Origin of the sequence: Actinomadura sp. NPDC049753 (assembly GCF_040674655.1) — a bacterium.
GTDB classification, from domain to species: domain Bacteria; phylum Actinomycetota; class Actinomycetes; order Streptosporangiales; family Streptosporangiaceae; genus Spirillospora; species Spirillospora verrucosospora.
The window spans coordinates 1-17,109 of the sequence record NZ_JBFARL010000102.1 but is presented as its reverse complement, the minus strand read 5'-3'; the positions used below and the strand labels follow the sequence as shown (position 1 = coordinate 17,109).

At 74.2% G+C, this 17,109-nt stretch carries 13 protein-coding genes and 1 pseudogene; 8 read left to right on the top strand and 6 right to left on the bottom strand.

All coding sequences use genetic code 11. The features are described from left to right. Nucleotide 1 precedes the first annotated feature (1 nt). The 4 genes and pseudogenes from AB0K37_RS24520 to AB0K37_RS24505 form a co-directional block, all read right to left on the bottom strand. Nucleotides 2-481 carry a nitroreductase family deazaflavin-dependent oxidoreductase gene (locus AB0K37_RS24520; protein ID WP_363984838.1) on the bottom strand — a complete coding sequence of 160 codons (480 nt, stop codon included), beginning with the start codon at nt 479-481 and terminating at the stop codon, nt 2-4. A 52-nt stretch (nt 482-533) separates the two neighbouring features. Continuing rightward, a complete protein-coding gene (locus tag AB0K37_RS24515) occupies nt 534-1,127 on the bottom strand; it encodes a TetR family transcriptional regulator (RefSeq protein ID WP_363984836.1) in 594 nt (197 codons plus the stop codon). After that, on the bottom strand, nt 1,124-1,627 hold the full coding sequence (locus tag AB0K37_RS24510) for an anti-sigma factor (protein WP_363984865.1): 504 nt from the start codon (nt 1,625-1,627) through the stop codon (nt 1,124-1,126). The genes AB0K37_RS24515 and AB0K37_RS24510 overlap by 4 nt, the downstream gene beginning before the upstream one ends. Before the next feature lie 57 nt (nt 1,628-1,684). Continuing rightward, nucleotides 1,685-2,029: pseudogene (locus tag AB0K37_RS24505) on the bottom strand (sigma factor-like helix-turn-helix DNA-binding protein); the annotation flags it as partial. Between the two features lie 189 nt (nt 2,030-2,218). On the opposite strand from AB0K37_RS24505, the gene AB0K37_RS24500 reads away from it, so the two are divergent. Beyond that, entirely contained in the window at nt 2,219-2,440 is a 222-nt protein-coding gene (locus AB0K37_RS24500) for a molybdopterin-dependent oxidoreductase (RefSeq protein WP_363984835.1), read from the top strand. 323 nt (nt 2,441-2,763) lie between these two features. Next, nucleotides 2,764-3,393, top strand: coding sequence for a fasciclin domain-containing protein (locus AB0K37_RS24495; protein WP_363984833.1), 630 nt, complete (start codon nt 2,764-2,766; stop codon nt 3,391-3,393). Between the two features lie 145 nt (nt 3,394-3,538). On the opposite strand, the gene AB0K37_RS24490 is transcribed toward AB0K37_RS24495, so the two are convergent. Next, a complete protein-coding gene (locus tag AB0K37_RS24490) occupies nt 3,539-3,994 on the bottom strand; it encodes an STAS domain-containing protein (protein ID WP_363984831.1) in 456 nt (151 codons plus the stop codon). A gap of 252 nt (nt 3,995-4,246) precedes the next feature. Here AB0K37_RS24490 and AB0K37_RS24485 point away from each other — a divergent pair, with 252 nt between their 5' ends. The 3 genes from AB0K37_RS24485 to AB0K37_RS24475 are packed head-to-tail and all read left to right on the top strand — an operon-like array spanning nt 4,247 to nt 7,487. Beyond that, a complete protein-coding gene (locus tag AB0K37_RS24485; RefSeq protein WP_363984829.1) occupies nt 4,247-5,965 on the top strand; it encodes a PP2C family protein-serine/threonine phosphatase in 1,719 nt (572 codons plus the stop codon). Further along, on the top strand, nt 5,962-7,107 hold the full coding sequence (locus AB0K37_RS24480) for a cobalamin-dependent protein (protein ID WP_363984827.1): 1,146 nt from the start codon (nt 5,962-5,964) through the stop codon (nt 7,105-7,107). The genes AB0K37_RS24485 and AB0K37_RS24480 overlap by 4 nt, the downstream gene beginning before the upstream one ends. Then, complete coding sequence (locus AB0K37_RS24475) at nt 7,104-7,487, top strand: STAS domain-containing protein (protein WP_363984825.1); 384 nt, start codon at nt 7,104-7,106, stop codon at nt 7,485-7,487. The genes AB0K37_RS24480 and AB0K37_RS24475 overlap by 4 nt, the downstream gene beginning before the upstream one ends. Here the strand turns inward: AB0K37_RS24475 and AB0K37_RS24470 are convergent. Then, a complete protein-coding gene (locus AB0K37_RS24470) occupies nt 7,453-8,481 on the bottom strand; it encodes a winged helix-turn-helix domain-containing protein (protein ID WP_363984823.1) in 1,029 nt (342 codons plus the stop codon). The two genes, AB0K37_RS24475 and AB0K37_RS24470, sit on opposite strands and share 35 nt — an antisense overlap. A gap of 59 nt (nt 8,482-8,540) precedes the next feature. Here AB0K37_RS24470 and AB0K37_RS24465 point away from each other — a divergent pair, with 59 nt between their 5' ends. From AB0K37_RS24465 to AB0K37_RS24455, 3 genes are all read left to right on the top strand, one after another. After that, nucleotides 8,541-9,719, top strand: a complete 1,179-nt coding sequence (locus AB0K37_RS24465; RefSeq protein WP_363984821.1) for an MFS transporter — start codon at nt 8,541-8,543, stop codon at nt 9,717-9,719. An 88-nt stretch (nt 9,720-9,807) separates the two neighbouring features. Then, the gene (locus tag AB0K37_RS24460) at nt 9,808-11,220 is read left to right on the top strand and encodes a radical SAM protein (protein ID WP_363984819.1); all 1,413 of its coding nucleotides are present in this window, start codon (nt 9,808-9,810) and stop codon (nt 11,218-11,220) included. A 222-nt stretch (nt 11,221-11,442) separates the two neighbouring features. Beyond that, nucleotides 11,443-17,007: a carboxyl transferase domain-containing protein gene (locus AB0K37_RS24455; RefSeq protein ID WP_363984817.1), complete on the top strand. Its 5,565-nt coding sequence runs from the start codon at nt 11,443-11,445 to the stop codon at nt 17,005-17,007. Nucleotides 17,008-17,109: the final 102 nt, after the last annotated feature.

Here is a 17,109-nt window from a genome sequence, read left to right as displayed (position 1 = left end):
GTCACGGCAGGCGGCGGGGAGTGAACCGCACGAAGGGGATGTGGCGGCCGACCTGGCGGTAGTCCTCCACGCCGCCGTCGACGGCGAAGCCCATGAGCCTGCACAGCTGCCGCGCCGCCGTCGGGTGGCGGGGGGCGTACCGTGCCATGATCTCCCCGCCCTCGCCGGCCGGGATCGGGGCCGCGGTCGCCTGGACCCGCTTCCCGCCGATCTGGAGGGTGACGTCCGGGCTCGCCATGATGTTGCGGTACCAGTCCGCGCGGGGGCCGAATCCGGAGGCGGCCACGTAGCCGTCCTCGTCGTTCTGGACGACCTCGACGACGACCTGGCGCGGGAGCCCGGAGACGCGTCCGGTGTGCGTGAGGAGCATGACGCGGCGGCCCATCAGCGGCCCGAGCCCCAGGCGGTACAGCCGGATGGGCAGCCGCCACAGCAGGCGGCGCAGTCCGGTCGGCGGGGCGGGCCTGTCGATGATCTCCATGTTCGGTCCTCCACGAGGTCGGGGACGCGGGGCGGCGGATCGCGGGGCGCTCTCACGCCCCGCCCTCCAGCAGGTCGGCGGCCGCGGACAGGGCGTCGCCGACCGGGAGCTCGCCGTCGATCATGTGGTGCAGCACCACCCCGTCGATCGCCGCGGCGATCAGGGTGGCCGCCCCGGACAGGCGGCTCCGCGACCAGTCCGGGTGCAGCGCCCGGAGGCGGTCCGCGATCCGCTCCCGGGCCTGCCGGAGCTCGTCGCGCAGCACGGCGCCGAGAGCGGGGTCGCGCATGGCGCCGACGATGAGCTCGGCGGCCAGCCGGGACCCCGGCTCGTCGGCCGGGGTCCCCGCCAGCAGGTTCCGCATCGCCTCCAGCGCCGCGCGCTCGTCCGGCGCCGCCAGGAGCTCCGCGACCATGGGCCCGACGATCAGGTCCACGGCGTGCCGGAAGATCGCCGCGTGCAGCCCGGCCAGCCCGCCGAAGTGGTAGTGGATCAAGCCCGGATTGGTGCCGGCGCGCTCGGCCACCGCGCGGGTGGAGACGCCCGGCCAGCCCTCCAGGCTCAGCAGCGCCGTCCCGGCGTCCACCAGCTCCCGGCGCCGGCGGTCGCCGCGCGGCGAATTTGGTCGAGCGGCCAAGTTGGTCACGTGGCCAAGTTAGCACGCCGGCGCGGCACCGGCCGAGGGGGGGAGGCCCGCCGCCGGAGGTCGTCTCGTCCGGCGGCGGGCCGGCCCCGGGCCCTCAGCCGACGGCGAGGGTCAGGATCGGGGCGCCGCTCGGCCGGGCCGAGCCACCACATCTGGTACGTCCTGGCCGACGGCAGGGGCGGCATCCGGGTCGTGGTGACGACGGCCTTGCCGAGCGAGCGCGACGAGACGACCGTGACGGTGGCCGCGTCCGGCGTCCGGACGGTGGAGGTGCGCGCGTCCGGCGCGCTCATCACCGCGGCGACCTGCCGGCTCAGGGACTGCTCGCGTTCGGCGGACCGCTGGACCCGCCATGCCGCGCCGGCGCCCGCCAGCGCCGGCACCAGGCAGGCCGCGGCGGCCGGCCAGGCCAGCCCGCGTGCCCGGGGCGACGGCAGGCGCCGGGCGAGCGGCGGCGACTGCCGGGTCCGGGCGATCTCCGCCATGACCCGTCCGCGCAGCTCGTCCGGCGGGCGGCGCGTAGGCGGCGGCGAGGCGGTGCGCGTCGAGGTCGTGGGTCATGGCTGCACTCCCAGGCAGTCACGCAACCGGATGAGTCCGTCGCGCATCCGGGTCTTGACGGCGGCGAGGCCGACGCCGAGCAGTTCGGAGACCTCGCGGTAGGTGTAGCCGCCGGAGAAGGCGAGCGTGATCGACTCACGCTGGGTCCCGGTCAGGCCCCGCATGCAGCGGCGCACCTGCTGGTGCTCCAGCCGGGCCCCGCCCTCCTCCGCGACCTCGTCGTACTCGGGCGGCGGCGCGCCGGCGCGCTCCTCCCGGTCCCGGTCGGCCTGGCTGGAGCGGACCCTGTCGACGGCGCGGCGGTGCGCCACGGTCAGCGCCCACGACGTCGCGCTGCCGCGTTCCGGACGGCGCCGGGCCCGCCGACGCGGCGCCGTCCCCCGTCGGCGCGCTGGCGGGCATGGCCGCGCTGACCGCGCTGGTCCGCGCCGCCCGCCCCGAGGACACCGGCCCCGGAACGGAGGCGGATCGGCGGCGGGTGCTGCTGACCGGGGCCGGAGTGATCGGCGTCGCCGCGGCCGGCGGTGCTTGTGGGCGGGCAGGACTGGACGCTGCTCATCCACGGCATGGTCGGCCGCCCCGTCGAGATGTCGTTCGACGACCTCCTGCGCGAGGCGCTGATCGAACGCGACATCACCCTGGCGTGCGTGTCCGACCAGGTCGGAGGCGACCTCGCGGGCAACGCCCGCTGGCTGGGCCCCCGGTCAAGACGTTCTCCCGGATCGACGTGCCGAGACCGCTCGCCGCCGTGAAGGCGGGACGCGTCGCCGTCGCGGGCACCGCCTGGGCGCAGCACCGCGCGTCGACGCCGTCGAATGGCAGGTCGACGACGGCCCCTGGCGGGAGGCGCGGCTCGCGCCCGTCCCCGGCCTGGAAACATGGCGGCAGTGGGTCGCCGACTGGGGCGCCGTTCCCGGCTCCCACACGCTCCGCTGCCGCGCCACCGACGGGACCGGCCGCACGCAGCCCGGCCACCGCGCCCCGCCGTCCCCGGACGGCATTCGGTGGTGGTCACCGTGACCTGAGCCCGCCCGCGTCCGAGCCAGTGAAAGTCACCGACAAGAGGGAGTTCTCCATGTACCGCAACCGCATCGTCGCCGGCGTCCTCGCGGCGACCGCCCTCGCCACCGGCGCGGCGGCCTGCTCCGGCGACGACAAGGGCGACGCCGCCGCCGCTCCGGCCGGATCGTCCGCGCCGGCAGCCTCGCCGAGCGGCGCGCCGTCCGCCGGCGTGCCGTTCGGGCCCGCGTGCTCGGCCGTCCCGGCGTCCGGCAAGGGCAGCTTCCAGGGCATGGCGGCCGACCCCGTCGCGACCGCCGCGTCCAACAACCCGGTGCTGTCCACCCTGGTCGGCGCCGTGAAGAAGGCCGGCCTGGTGGACACGCTCAACTCGTCGAAGAACATCACCGTGTTCGCGCCCACCAACGACGCGTTCAAGAAGATTCCGAAGGGGACGCTCGACAAGGTCCTGTCGGACAAGAAGACGCTGACGGGCATCCTCACCTACCACGTGGTCGGCGAGCAGGTCTCGCCGAGCGGGCTGTGGGCGGGCGACTTCAAGACGCTGAACGGCGCCATGCTCAAGAGCAGCGGCTCGGGCGACTCCTACACCGTCGGCGACGACGCCAAGGTCGTCTGCGGCAACGTCCAGACCGCCAACGCGACCGTCTACATCATCGACAGCGTCCTGATGCCGCCCAAGTGATCCCCGGCCGCAGAGCCCCCGGGCATTGGCCGGGGGCCCTGTCATGCCGGGCGCGGGCACCGCCTTTCCCGACAGGTCTCGGTGCCCGGTCCGGCAGGGATATGTCTTGATCGAGATATGGGACGCGCTCGTCGGCCGGCTCCTTTCAGGAGGCGTCCTGGCGCGCGTTGGGCACCAACGGCGAAGGCGGCGCGCCGCCCTGACCGTCGACCATCTCCGCGAGCGCGTGCCGCAGCGTGGGGCTGATCACGATGTGCGCGTCGAGGCCCGTGCGTTGCAGGATCCGGAGGCACACCGGGCTCGGGCGGCTGAGGACCAGCCGGCCCTGCCGGGCCGTGACGGTCTTCCACAGGCCCACCAGCGCCCCCAGCCCGGAGGAATCGCAGAACTTCACGTCCTGGAGGTCCAGGATGATTCGCCCCACGGCCTCGGAGTGGGAAAGGACATGTTCCCGGAAGGCGTCAGCGGTGAGGTAATCGATTTCACCTTCCACGCTGACGAGGATGCAGGTCTCGCGGTTTTCGACGCGTATTCGGAGCCGGTCTTGAGAGTCGCGCCACAACCGAAGCGACGTATCATTCCCGTCGTGCACCGCGTCCATCACCAGACTCAACCTCCCGTTGAGCCGAGGCTACCCCGGAACGCGGACGGCATTCATGAGGCACCGATCACGGGCCTTCGATCACGCCGCTGAGCTGGTCGTCCGCGGCCCGGCCCGGCCCCGCGGGCGAGGTGGAACGAATCTTTGCCTTTCGGCAACTGTCTCGTTGCGGTTAGGGTGGTGGCGAGGACAAGATCCTCGTTTGGCGGCTCAGTTGAGGAAGGAAGTGGTCCCGCCGCAGGCTGCGACGTGATGGAACTGACTCAAGGCATCGACGGCACTCGGCGCGCTCTCGACCCGGCGCTGGGGCCCGGCCCGTACCCCGCGCTCGCGGTGAATCCGAGCGGTACCGTCACGCGGCTCAACGACGCGGCGCGCCTGCTGCTCGGCATGATCCCGGGCGCCGTCCTCGACGACGCGGCACCGGCCTGGCTGGCCGAGGCGCACCACGCACTGGCCATCGATCCGCTCCCCGAAATGACCGCGGCCGAGCTGTCGCACCCCGGCGCCTCCCGGCCGGTCGCGCACGGTCCGATCGGCGACCGCGCCTACGAGGCCCACGGCGTGCCCGACGAGGTCCACGACGATCCCGGCACTCCGCCGGGCCCTCCGGCGGGGACGGTCTGGTGGCTGTTCGACGTCACCGAGCACCGGCGCCTGGAACGGGAACTCGCCGACGAGCGGGAACGCACCGCCTTCCTGGCGGAGGCGTCCAGCCGGCTGCTCGCGTCGCTGAACTTGGAACGGTGCATGGAGGTGACCGTCCAGCTGGCGGCGCGGCACCTCGCCGACGCCGCTCTGGTGATCGCGCCCGGTTCCGGACGCGCCTATCCCGTCTCCTACTGCGGTCCCGACGGCCAGGTGGACCATCAGGAGCTCGTGGTGGACCCCTCGGAGGTCCCGGGCCTCGCCGAGGCGATGCAGGGCTTCCCGCCGATGCCGTCCCGCTGGCTCGACCCGATGGCCGCGCCGCCCTGGATCCTCCGCACCGACCTCGGCCATCTCGGCGCGATGGTGGTGACCGCGCTTCCGGGGCACGGCGTGCCCGCGGGCGCGCTGGTGCTGCTCCGGCGCGGCGGGCAGCGCGCCTTCTCCGAGGGCGAGGAGTTGATCGCGCGCCTGTTCGCGGCCCGCGCCGGCGCGGCGATGTCGGCCGCCCGCGTGTACGCCGAGCAGGCGTCCATCACCGAGACGCTGATGCGCGAGCTGCTGCCGCCGCGCACCCAGCACCTCGACGAGGTGGAGCTGGCGGCCCGCTACCGGCCGTCGGGCGCCGGAGAGCGCGTCGGAGGGGACTTCTACGATCTGCACCCGGCGGCCGAGAGCCCCGACGCGGAGCAGGAGTCGCTGGTCGTGCTGGGCGACGTGTGCGGCAAGGGCCTGGAGGCCGCCGTGCTCACCGGCAAGATCCGCACCACGCTGCAGGCGCTGCTCCCGCTGGCCGAGGACCACAGGCGCGTGCTGGAGCTGCTGAACGGGACGCTGCTGAGCAGCGAGTCCACCCGCTTCGTGACCCTCGTGCTGGCCTCGATCCGGCGGGAGGGCGGTCACGTGCGGCTGCGCCTCACGAGCGCGGGCCACACCCGCCCGCTGATCGTGCGGGCCGGCGGCCAGGTGGAGACCCCCGACACCGGCGGGTCGCTGATCGGCGTGCTGGACAAGATCACCTCCAGGTCCGCCACCGTGCTGCTGGAGCCGGGCGACACGTGCCTGCTCTACACCGACGGCATCACCGAGGCCTTCGGCGGCCCGATGGGCGACGAGATGTTCGGCGACGAGCGGCTGAGCGCCGAGCTCGCCCGCTGCGGCGGCATGCCCCCGGAGGCCCTCGTGGAACGGGTGCACATGCTCGCCGCGGAATGGGTGGGCAGCGGCAAGCACGACGACATGGCCGTCGTCGCCATCACCGCTCCCCGGCGCTTCCACCTGAGCGCCGTAGGGGGGCAGGGACCGGGGAGGTTCACCGCGTGACCGCGACCGCACGGCACCACGCGGCTCCCTCCGCATTCGACGCGTGGGCGGACGGACTCTGGGACGCCGTCATCGCCGGCGACGAGTACGCCGCCGCCGACGCCGTCACGACCGCGCTCGACCGGGGAACGGACGCCGAGACCATCCTCCTGGAGATCATCGCGCCGCTGCAGGCCCGGGTGGGCCGGGAGTGGGCGGCGAACCGGCTCACCGTCGCCCAGGAGCACACCGCGACGGCGATCAACGAGCGGACGATCGCGGCGCTGGCGCACCATCCGGCCGTCCGCGAATCGCCGGCGCGCGGCGGCGAGGGGTCGCGCGGCCGGGTGGCGGTCGCGTGCATCGACGGCGAGTGGCACGCGCTGCCCGCGCGGATCCTGGCCGAGGTGCTGCGGCTGCGCGGCTGGCGGGTCGACTACCTCGGCGCCCAGGTGCCGACCGCGCATCTGATCGCCCACGTGCACCGGACGAACCCGGCCGTGGTGGCGCTGTCGTCCTCGATCGCCACCCGGCTGCCGTCCGCGCACGCCGCCATCACCGCGTGTCAGGCGACCGGCACCCCCGTCCTGGTGGGCGGCGCCGCGTACGGGCCGGACGGCCGGTACGCGGCACTGCTCGGCGCCGACGGCTGGGCCGCCGACGCCCGCTCCGCGGCCGACCGGCTGGCGGAGGGGCCGCTGCGCAAGCCGCCGCCCGTCCACCAGGCCATCGACGACCTGCCGCACCTGGCCGACCAGGAGTACACGCAGATCAGCCGGACCGCGCGCGGGCTCGTGCGCCACGTGATGGCCGAGCTTCCGAAACGCTTCCCGGCGATGGCGGACTACAGCGACCGGCAGCTCCGCCACACCGCCGAGGACATCGCCCACATCGTCGACTTCCTCGGCACCGCCCTCTATGTGGACGACCCGGACCTGTTCACCGGATTCATCGGCTGGACGGCGGGCATCCTCTCCGCCCGCGGCGTGCCCGCCCGGAGCCTCCTGCCGGGGCTGGACCTGCTGGCGGAGCAACTCGTCGACTACCCCCGGGCCACGGGCATGCTCTCCAGCGCCTGTGACTCCCTCCGGCAGCCGGTGCCGGACACCGCCGACGCCGACTCGGACGCGCCGGACGGTCCCGCCGAAGAAAGGACCGCATGACCGCCTTTGTTCCCGATACTCCGTTGCGCGTGGTCGCCACCCTTTCCGGGACGCGCGCGCTGCGGATCGAGATTAAGGGTGACCTGGACTTCTCCACCGCGGACACGCTGGTGGCGACCGTCCGCAGGCAGATGGAGGACCACCCGGACGTCCGCGAGCTGGAGCTCGCCTGCGGCGGGATGGGCTTGTGCGACTCGGCCGGCCTGGCCGCACTGCTGATGGTGCACCGCCGCACGTCCGCGGCCGGCGTCCACCTCGCGCTGACCGGCCGGAGCGCGCAGCTCGACCGGCTCCTGGACCTCACGGGGACAGCGGACCACCTCACCGGTGTTTCGGGCGAGACCGTCAAGAACCGGGACCGGGAACTGCCCCAGCAGTGACCGCGGGGGCGTTCGGCGGCCGGGCGCCGTCCACGAGTGCATCGCCGGTGGCCGTCCGGTAGTACAGGACGGAGCGCCCGGCGCGGCGGCGGTCGATCAGGCGGGCGTCGGACAGCACCCGGAGGTGGCGGCCGACCGAGCCGAGCCCCTGCCCGGTGAGCGCCACGAGCTGCGTGGTGCTCAGCGGGGTCTCCAGCAGGACGAGCACGCGGGCGCGTCCGGGCCCGAGGAGGCGTTCGAGCGCCTCGGGGACGGGCGCGCCGCCCGCGCCCGCGAGCGGAGCCGAGCAGGGGTAGACGATCGCGTACCGGTCGGGTTCCGGCTCCTCCCAGGCCACCCAGCCCATTCGCGGGGTGACCGGGACGAAGAGCAGCCGGGCCCCGGAGACGTCGCGCGGCGGATAGTCGAAGACGTTGATCTGCAGGCGGCCGTCACCGAGCCAGCGCATGCCCGGGTTCATGTCGTCCAGCGTGGCGGCCCACCCGCCGTGGCTCAGCTGCGCGGCGCGCGCGACCGCGTCGGCCTCGATGACGCGTCGGCGGCGCTTCCAGTCGGGCTCGACGGTGTTCGTCCACACCCACTCCAGGAGGTCGGCGATCCGCGCGGGCGCGTCCGTGCGACGCAGCTCAGCGGGCAGCGGGCCACCGAACGAGACCTCCAGGTCGGCGTACGCGCGCTCGGGCGGCGTCGTGCGGACGGCGGCGAGCTCCTCGTGGAACGTCGGTGATCCCACACCCGGGTGCGGCGGCGTCAGGAGGTCGGCGATCCACCGGGTCCTGGCGCCGAGGGCGGCGTCCAGCAGCGCGGCGGTGACGGGGTCGCGCCGGAGCATCCGCCGGTAGCAGGGCAGGTGGTTGTCGAGCCAGGCCTGCTCCCCCGGGTGCGTGGCGGCGCCCTTCGCCAGCAGCTTCACGCAGGCCGTGGTCTCCGCGAGGGCCGAGACCACGAACCGCCCGCTCGCGAGCGTGTCCGCGTTGACCAGCCACCAGCCCATGTTTCGCCTCCCCGCGAAACATTACCGGCAGCCCGGCGGCACGCCCCAGCCTGGCGATCATGCGCACGTATCGGGATCTCTTCCGCACTCCGGAGTACACGCCGCTCTTCGCGGCGTTCACGGTCCAGGTGTCCGCCCAGACGGTCAGCGGCCTGGCGCTCGGCACGCTGGTGTTCGACTCGACCCGGTCGCCGCTGCTGGCGGCGCTGAGCATGTTCGGCGGCTCGTTCGCCCAACTGGTCGGCGCGCTGACGCTGCTGTCGGCAGCCGACCGGCTGCCGCCGAGGGCGGCGCTCGCGTCCATGGCCCTGCTCTTCGGTGCGGGAACGGCGGTCCTGGCGGTTCCCGGCCTCCCTCTCGCGGTGCTGTTCGCCGTCGTCCTGGGCCTCGGCATGGTCGCCTCGCTGAGCAGCGGCGTCCGCCACAGCCTGATGAGCCGGATCCTGCCGAGGGAGGGCCAGCTCCTCGGCCGCTCCGTCCTGAACATGTCGGTGGGGACGACGCAGATCTGCGGCTTCGCCGTCGGCGGCGTCCTCGTCGTCGCGCTCTCTCCCCGGGGGACCCTGCTCACCGGCGCCGCGCTCTACCTGCTCACCGCCGTCGTGGCGCTCGCCGGGCTGAGCCGCCGCCCGCCGCGGGCCGCCGGGCGCCCGAGCCCGGCGGAGACCTGGCGCACCAACGTGCGGCTGCTCTCCTCGGCGCCGCGCCGCCACACCTACCTCGCGATGTGGGTACCGAACGGCCTGATCGTCGGCTGCGAGGCCCTCTTCGTCTCCTACTCCCCGGACCACGCCGGCCTCCTGCTCGCCGCGGCCGCCGTCGGCATGCTGATCGGGGACACCGTGGCGGGCCGCTTCGTCCCGGTAGGCCTGCGCGAGCGCCTCGGCCCGGGCCTGCGGCTGCTGCTGGCCGTCCCCTACCTGCTGTTCGCCTTCGACCCGCCGCTCCCGCTCGCGGCCGCGGCCGCCCTGCTGGCCTCCGTCGGCTTCGCGGCGACCCTGCTCCTGCAGGACCGCCTCATGGCGCTGACCCCGGACCACCTGCACGGGCACGCTCTCGGCCTGCAGGGGTCCGGCATGGTCACGATGCAGGGCGTAGGCGCGGCCGTGGCGGGCGGGGCGGCCCAGGCGACCTCGCCCGCAACCGCCATAGCGATCATGGCCGCCGCCTCCGTGGCCGTCACCCTGGCCCTGGCACCCGGACTCCGTCCCCTCCCCGAACTCCGGCCCGCGAGCTGACCTGCGGCGCGGCCGGTCCACACGGGATCTCCACACGATCCGCACACGGCGGACGCCACCGGCGCGGCGGCGCGGCGTCCAATGAGGCATGCGCGTGAAGATGATCCTCCCGGCCCTGACCGAGGCGACCTCGCCCTTCTTCCGTCCGATCAAGTACTCGCTGTTCCCGCCGCTCGGGCTGGCCACGCTCGCCGGGTACCTCGCCCCGGACGACGAGGTGACGGTGACCGACGAGCACGTGCAGAAGGTCGACACCTCCGACGAGCCCGACCTCGTGGTGATCCAGGTCTACATCACCTCCGCGCGGCGGGCCTACGAGCTCGCCGACCTCTACCGCGCCCGGGGCGTCCACGTCTGCCTGGGCGGGCTGCACGTCACCTCCCTCCCGGACGAGGCGGCCCGGCACGCCGACACGATCTTCTGCGGGCCCGGCGAGGACACCTGGCCCCGCTTCCTCGCCGACCTTCGCGCCGGCCGGCCGGCGGCACGCTACGACTCCTCCGAGCGGACGCTCGCGGCGCTGCCGCCCATCCGCCGCGACCTCATCGCCCGCGAGCGCTACCTCGTCCCGAACTCGATCGTGGTGTCGCGCGGCTGCCCCCACGTGTGCGACTTCTGCTACAAGGAGGCGTTCTTCGAGGGCGGCAAGTCGTTCTACACCCAGACGGTCGACGCGGCGCTCGCCGAGATCGACCGGCTGCCGGGGCGGCACCTGTACTTCCTGGACGACCACCTGTTCGGCAACGCCCGGTTCGCGTCCGCGCTGTTCGACGGGATGCGCGGCATGGGACGGCTCTGGCAGGCGGCCGGGACGGTGAAGGCGGTGCTCAACCCCGGGCTCCTGGAGAAGGCCGTCGAGTCGGGGCTGCGGAGCCTGTTCGTCGGCTTCGAGACCGTCAACGCCGGGAACCTCACCGAGCAGCGCAAGTGGCAGAACATCGACCGCGACTACGGCGCGGTGGTCCGCCGGCTGCGCGACAACGGCGTGATGGTCAACGGCAGTTTCGTGTTCGGGATGGACGAGGACGACCCGTCGGTGTTCGACCGCACCGTCGAGTGGGCGATCGGCCAGGGGATCGAGACGGCCACCTTCCACATCCTGACCCCCTATCCGGGCACCCGCCTCTACGACCGCATGGCCAAGGCCGACCGCCTCCTGCACTCCGACTGGGACCGGTACGACACCCGCACGGTCGTCTTCAAGCCCGCCAAGATGACCGCGCAGCAGCTTGAGGACGGCTACTGGCGCGCCTACCGCGACTTCTACCGCTGGGGTTCGATCCTGCGCGGCGCCGCCACCAAGCCGACGCTGCGCGGCAGGACCCGGCACGTCGCCTACGCCGGCGGATGGAAGAAGTTCGAGCCCGCCTGGGACGTGGTCATCCGCGCGAAGAGGGCGGGCCGCGCGCTGCCGCTGCTGGAGGCGATCCTGTCCGGCTTCGGCAGCCGTCCGGTCCGCGCCGAGCCCCGCGGGGAACCGGAGCCGGTTTCCGTATCCTGATCCTTTCGCGTGTGCGGCGTGGGCGACCGGTTTTGCAGGTTTCCTACAACTACAGCGGCGCAGCGTGCGTTGTCGGCGGCATGGCGCCTTCGCCCTCTGGGCGGAAAGGTGAGTGTGTCCGGGTGCGCCGTGTCCGGCGCCGCACGTCGTCAGGCAGCGCGCACCGTCAGACAGCGCGCGCCGCCAGGCACCGCGCATCGTCTAACAGGAGGGCTCGGTCGGGTGTTCAGTCGTGTCGCCATCGTGAACCGGGGTGAGGCCGCGATGCGGCTCATCCACGCCGTACGGGACATCGCCGCGGAGAGCGGGACGCGGATCGAGACCGTCGCCCTGTACACCGATGTCGACCGGACGGCCACCTTCGTCCGCGAGGCCGACCTGGCCTACGACCTCGGCCCCGCGTCCGCCCGGCCGTACCTGGACCTGGAGGTCCTGGAGCGCGCGCTGGTGGAGACCGGCGCCGACGCGGCGTGGGTCGGCTGGGGCTTCGTCGCGGAGGACCCGGCGTTCGCGGAGCTGTGCGACCGGATCGGGGTGGCCTTCGTCGGGCCGAGCGCGGAGGCCATGCGCCGGCTCGGCGACAAGATCGGCGCGAAGCTGATCGCCGAGGAGGTCGGCGTGCCGGTCGCGCCGTGGAGCCGCGGCGCGGTCGAGACCCTGGACGAGGCGATCGCGGCGGCGGAGCGCATCGGCTACCCGCTGATGCTGAAGGCGACCGCGGGCGGCGGCGGGCGCGGCATCCGAGTGATCACCAGCGAGGCCGAGCTGGCGGACGCCTACGAGCGCACCAGCCAGGAGGCGGCGCGGGCCTTCGGCAGCGGCGTCGTGTTCCTGGAGCGCCTGGTCACCGGCGCCCGGCACGTCGAGGTCCAGGTGATCGCCGACGGCGAGAGCGCGTGGGCGCTCGGCGTGCGCGACTGCTCGGTGCAGCGCCGCAACCAGAAGATCATCGAGGAGTCGGCGTCGCCGGTGCTCGGCGCCGAGCAGACCGCCGAGCTGAAGGCCTCGGCCGAGCGGCTCGCCGTCGCGGTCGGGTACCGCGGCGCGGCGACCGTCGAGTTCCTCTACCACCCCGGCGACCGCATGTTCGCGTTCCTGGAGGTCAACACCCGCCTCCAGGTCGAGCACCCGATCACCGAGTCCACCACCGGGTTCGACCTGGTCAAGGCGCAGCTGCACGTGGCCTCCGGCGGACGGCTCGAAGGCGAGCCGCCGGTGGAGCGCGGGCACGCGGTCGAGGCGCGGCTGAACGCCGAGGACCCCGACCGCGACTTCGCCCCCTCGCCGGGCCGCATCGCCCGGCTGGACCTGCCCGCCGGGCCGGGCATCCGGGTGGACACCGGCGTCAGCGAGGGCGACACGATCCCCGCCGACTTCGACTCGATGATCGCCAAGATCATCGCCTACGGCCGCGACCGCGACGAGGCGCTCGGCCGGCTGCGCCGCGCGATGACCCAGACCACGGTGATCATCGAGGGCGGCGCGACGAACAAGAGCTTCGTGCTCGACCTGCTCGACCGGCCCGAAGTGATCGACGCGAGCGCCGACACCGGCTGGATCGACCGCGTCCGCGCCGAGGGCGGCCTCGTCACCCACCGGCACTCCGCCGTCGCGCTCGCCGCCGCCGCCATCGAGGCCTACGAGGAGGCGGAGGGCGCCGAGAGGCGGCGGCTGCTGTCGACGGCGTCCGGCGGGCGCCCGCAGGCGCGGCACGAGAGCGGCCGGCCGCTGGACCTCAAGCTGCGCGGCGCCGGCTACCGGGTGCGGGTGGCCCGGGTCGGCGCGGACCGGTTCCGCGTCGCCGTCGAGGCGGGCGGCGAGGTCCGCACCGCCGACGTCGAGCTCGAACGCTTCGACCGGCACCTCGGCCAGATCACCGTCAACGGCTCCCGGTACCGCCTGCTCACCGGCACCCACGGCCCGGTCCACTTCGTCGAGGTGGACGGTGTGGCGCACCGGGTCAGCCGCGACGAGGGCGGCGTCGTCCGCTCGCCCGCGCCCGCGCTGGTCGTCGCCACGCCCCTGGAGGTCGGCGCGGAGGTCGAGGCGGGCGCGCCGGTGCTGGTCCTGGAGAGCATGAAGATGGAGACGGTGCTGCGGGCGCCGTTCAAGGCGCGGCTGAAGGAGTGCGTCGTCTCCGTCGGCAGCCAGGTGGAGACGGGCGCGCCGCTGCTGCGGCTGGAGCCGCTCGCCGACGAGGCCGAGGCCGCGGACGTCGCGGCGACCGGCGCCGTCGAGCTGGACCTGCCGGCCGCTCCCGGGGCCGTCCCGGCGCGCGAGCGCGCCGCCCGCGGCCAGGAGGACCTGCGCAGCCTGCTGCTCGGCTTCGACGTCGACCCGCACGACGAGCGCCGGGCCCTGGACGGCTACCTCGCCGCGCGCCGCGCCGCCGCCGCCGACGGGCACCGGCCGGTGGCCGAGGAACTCGGGCTCATCGACGTGTTCGCCGACCTCGCCGAGCTGAGCCGCAACCGCCCGGCGGGCGGCGACGGCACCGACGGCGGCCACGTGCACAGCGCCCGCGAGTACTTCCACACCTACCTGCAGAGCCTGGACGTCGAGCGGGCCGGGCTGCCCCAGGCGTTCCAGGCCAAGCTCGCCAAGGCGCTCGGCCACTACGGCGTCACCGAACTGGAGCGCACCCCCGAGCTCGAGGCGGCGGTGTTCCGGATCTTCCTGGCGCAGCAGCGGGCGTCCGCCGACGCCGGGGTCGTCGCGACGCTGCTGCGCGAGTGGCTGGGCGAGCCCCCGCCGGACGAGGCGCTGCGCGAGGCGGCCGGCCTGGCGCTGGAGCGGCTGGTGGCCGCGACGCAGGTCCGGTTCCCCGTCGTCTACGACCTCGCGTGCGGCGTGGTGTTCGCCTGGTTCGCCCAGCCGCTGCTGCGCCGCAACCGCGCCGCCGTCTACGCCCGCGTCCGCCGCAACCTGCGGCACCTGGACGCGCACCCGGACGCGCCGGAGCGCGACGAGCTCATCGCCGAGATGGTGCGCAGCACGGAGCCGCTGGTGCGGCTGCTCGGCCAGCGGCTCGTGCGCGGCAACGGCGACAACGCGGTGATGCTGGAGGTGCTCACCCGGCGGTACTACGGGAACAAGGGCCTCAGCGGCCTGCACACCCGGGAGGCCGGCGGCTGCTCGTTCGTGGTCGCCGAGCACGCGGGCTCGCGCCTGGTCTCCTCGGCGGTGCGCTTCGACGCGCTCGGCGCCGCGCTGCGCGGGCTCGCGGAGCTGGCGGACGGCGGCGAGGACGTCGACGCCGACATCTACCTGTCCTGGGAGCGGCAGCCCGAGGACTTCGACGCGATGGCCGCCGCGCTGCAGGACGTCGTCAACGCGCACCCGCTGCCGCCGCGGATCCGCAGGATCACCGCGACGGTCGCGGGCAGCAGGGGCGCGGTGATGCACCACCACTTCACGTTCCGCCCGGCGGAGGGCGGCGGGACGGAGGAGCGGAGCGATCCGGGGGGTGTGGGGGGTCGTCCCCCCACAGGCGGGACGGATGAGCGGAGCGATCCGGGGAGTGTGGGGGGTCGTCCCCCCACAGGGGGCATGGCCGAGGAGCGGCTGATCCGCGGCCTGCACCCGTTCATCGCGCAGCGGATGCAGATGGAGCGGCTGCACAAGTTCGACCTCACCCGGCTGCCGTCCTCGGACGAGGAGGTCTACCTCTTCCAGTGCGTGGCGCGCGACAACCCGTCCGACGACCGGCTCGTCGCGTTCGCGCAGGTGCGCGACCTGACCGCGCTGCGCGACGGCGACGGGAAGCTGCGCTCCCTGCCGACGGCCGAGTACACCCTCGCCACCTGCCTGGACTCGATCCGCAGGGCGCAGGCGCGGCGGCCGTCCAAGAAGCGGTTCCCCACCAACCGCATCGTGATCTACGTCTGGCCGACGAGCGACCTCACCCGCGCCGAGCTGCAGCGGCTGGCCGGCCGCATGCTGCCGACGGCGGCCGGGGCCGGGCTGGAGGAGGTCCTGCTCATCGCGCGGCAGCGCGACCCGCGGACGGGCGAGCCCGTCAAGATCGCCGTCCGGGTCTCCTTCGACGCCGCGGGCGGCACCCGGCTGACCGTCGGCGCACCGTCGGACGCGCCGGTCGAGCCGCTCGACGGCTACCGGCAGAAGGTGCTGCGGGCGAGCAGCCGGGGCACCGTGTACCCGTACGAGCTGACCGGCCTGCTCGGCGACTTCGTCGAGCACGACCTCGACGACGCGAACGTCCTGGTCCCGGTGGACCGGCCGAAGGGGCGCAACACCGCGGCGATCGTCGCGGGCGTCGTCACCAAGCGGACCCGGCGGCACCCGCAGGGCGTCACCCGGGTCGTGCTGCTCGGCGACCCGACCAAGTCGCTCGGGGCGCTGTCGGAGGCCGAGTGCCGCCGCGTGATCGCCGCGCTGGACCTGGCCGAGCGGATGCGGGTGCCGCTGGAGTGGTACGCGCTGTCCTCGGGCGCCCGGATCTCCATGGAGTCGGGCACGGAGAACATGGACTGGGTGGCCGCGGCGCTCAAGCGGATCGTCGAGTTCACCCAGGACGGCGGCGAGATCAACGTCGTCGTCGCGGGCATCAACGTCGGCGCCCAGCCGTACTGGAACGCCGAGGCGACGATGCTCATGCACACCAAGGGCGTCCTGATCATGACGCCGGACTCGGCGATGGTGCTCACCGGCAAGCAGGCGCTCGACTTCTCCGGCGGCGTATCGGCCGAGGACAACTTCGGCATCGGCGGCTACGACCGGGTGATGGGCCCGAACGGGCAGGCGCAGTACTGGGCGCCGAACCTCGTCGCCGCGCGGGACGTCCTGATGTCGCACTACGACCACACCTACGTCGCGCCCGGTGAGCCGGGGCCGCGCAACGCCGGCACGACCGACCCCGTCGACCGGGACGTCTCCGCCTTCCCGCACGTTCTGGAGGGCAGCGAGTTCACCACGGTCGGCGAGATCTTCTCCGCCGAGGCGAACCCGGACCGCAAGAAGCCGTTCGACATCCGGACCGTGATGCGGGCGCTGTCCGACCAGGACCACCCGGTGCTGGAGCGCTGGGCGGGCATGGCCGACGCCGAGACCGCGGTGGTGCAGGACGTGCACCTCGGCGGCATGCCGGTGTGCCTGCTCGGCATCGAGTCGCAGTCGGTGCCGCGGCGCGGCTTCCCGCCCACCGACGGCCCGGACGCCTACACCGCCGGCACGCTGTTCCCGAAGTCGTCCAAGAAGGCCGCGCGGGCGATCAACGCGGCCAGCGGCAACCGGCCGCTGGTGGTGCTGGCGAACCTGTCGGGCTTCGACGGCTCGCCGGAGTCGATGCGGCAGCTCCAGCTGGAGTACGGGGCCGAGATCGGCCGCGCGATCGTCAACTTCCGCGGCCCGATCGTGTTCTGCGTGATCTCCCGGTACCACGGCGGCGCGTTCGTGGTGTTCTCCAAGGCGCTGAACCCGAACATGACCGTGCTCGCGGTGGAGGGCTCGTTCGCGTCGGTGCTCGGCGGCGCCCCGGCCGCCGCGGTGGTGTTCGCCGCCGACGTCAACGCCCGGACCGCCGCCGACCCGCGGGTACGGGACCTGGAGGGCCGTGTCGCGGCGTCCTCGGGGCCCGGCCGCGCCGCGCTGACGGCGGAGCTGGACGAGCTGCGCGCGACGGTGCGCACCGAGAAGCTCGGCGAGGTGGCCGCCGAGTTCGACCGCGTGCACGACATCCGGCGCGCGGTGGAGGTCGGCTCGGTCGACGCCGTCATCCGCGCCGCCGAGATGCGCCCGCGGATCATCGAGGCGACGAGGCCCGCCTGAAGTGACCTCGGGGCCGCGGGGGCGGGGGGGGCGGGGCGCCCGCCCCCCGCCGCCGCGGCCGGGGGGGGGGCGCGGGCGGGCCCCCGCGCCCCGGCGCCGGCG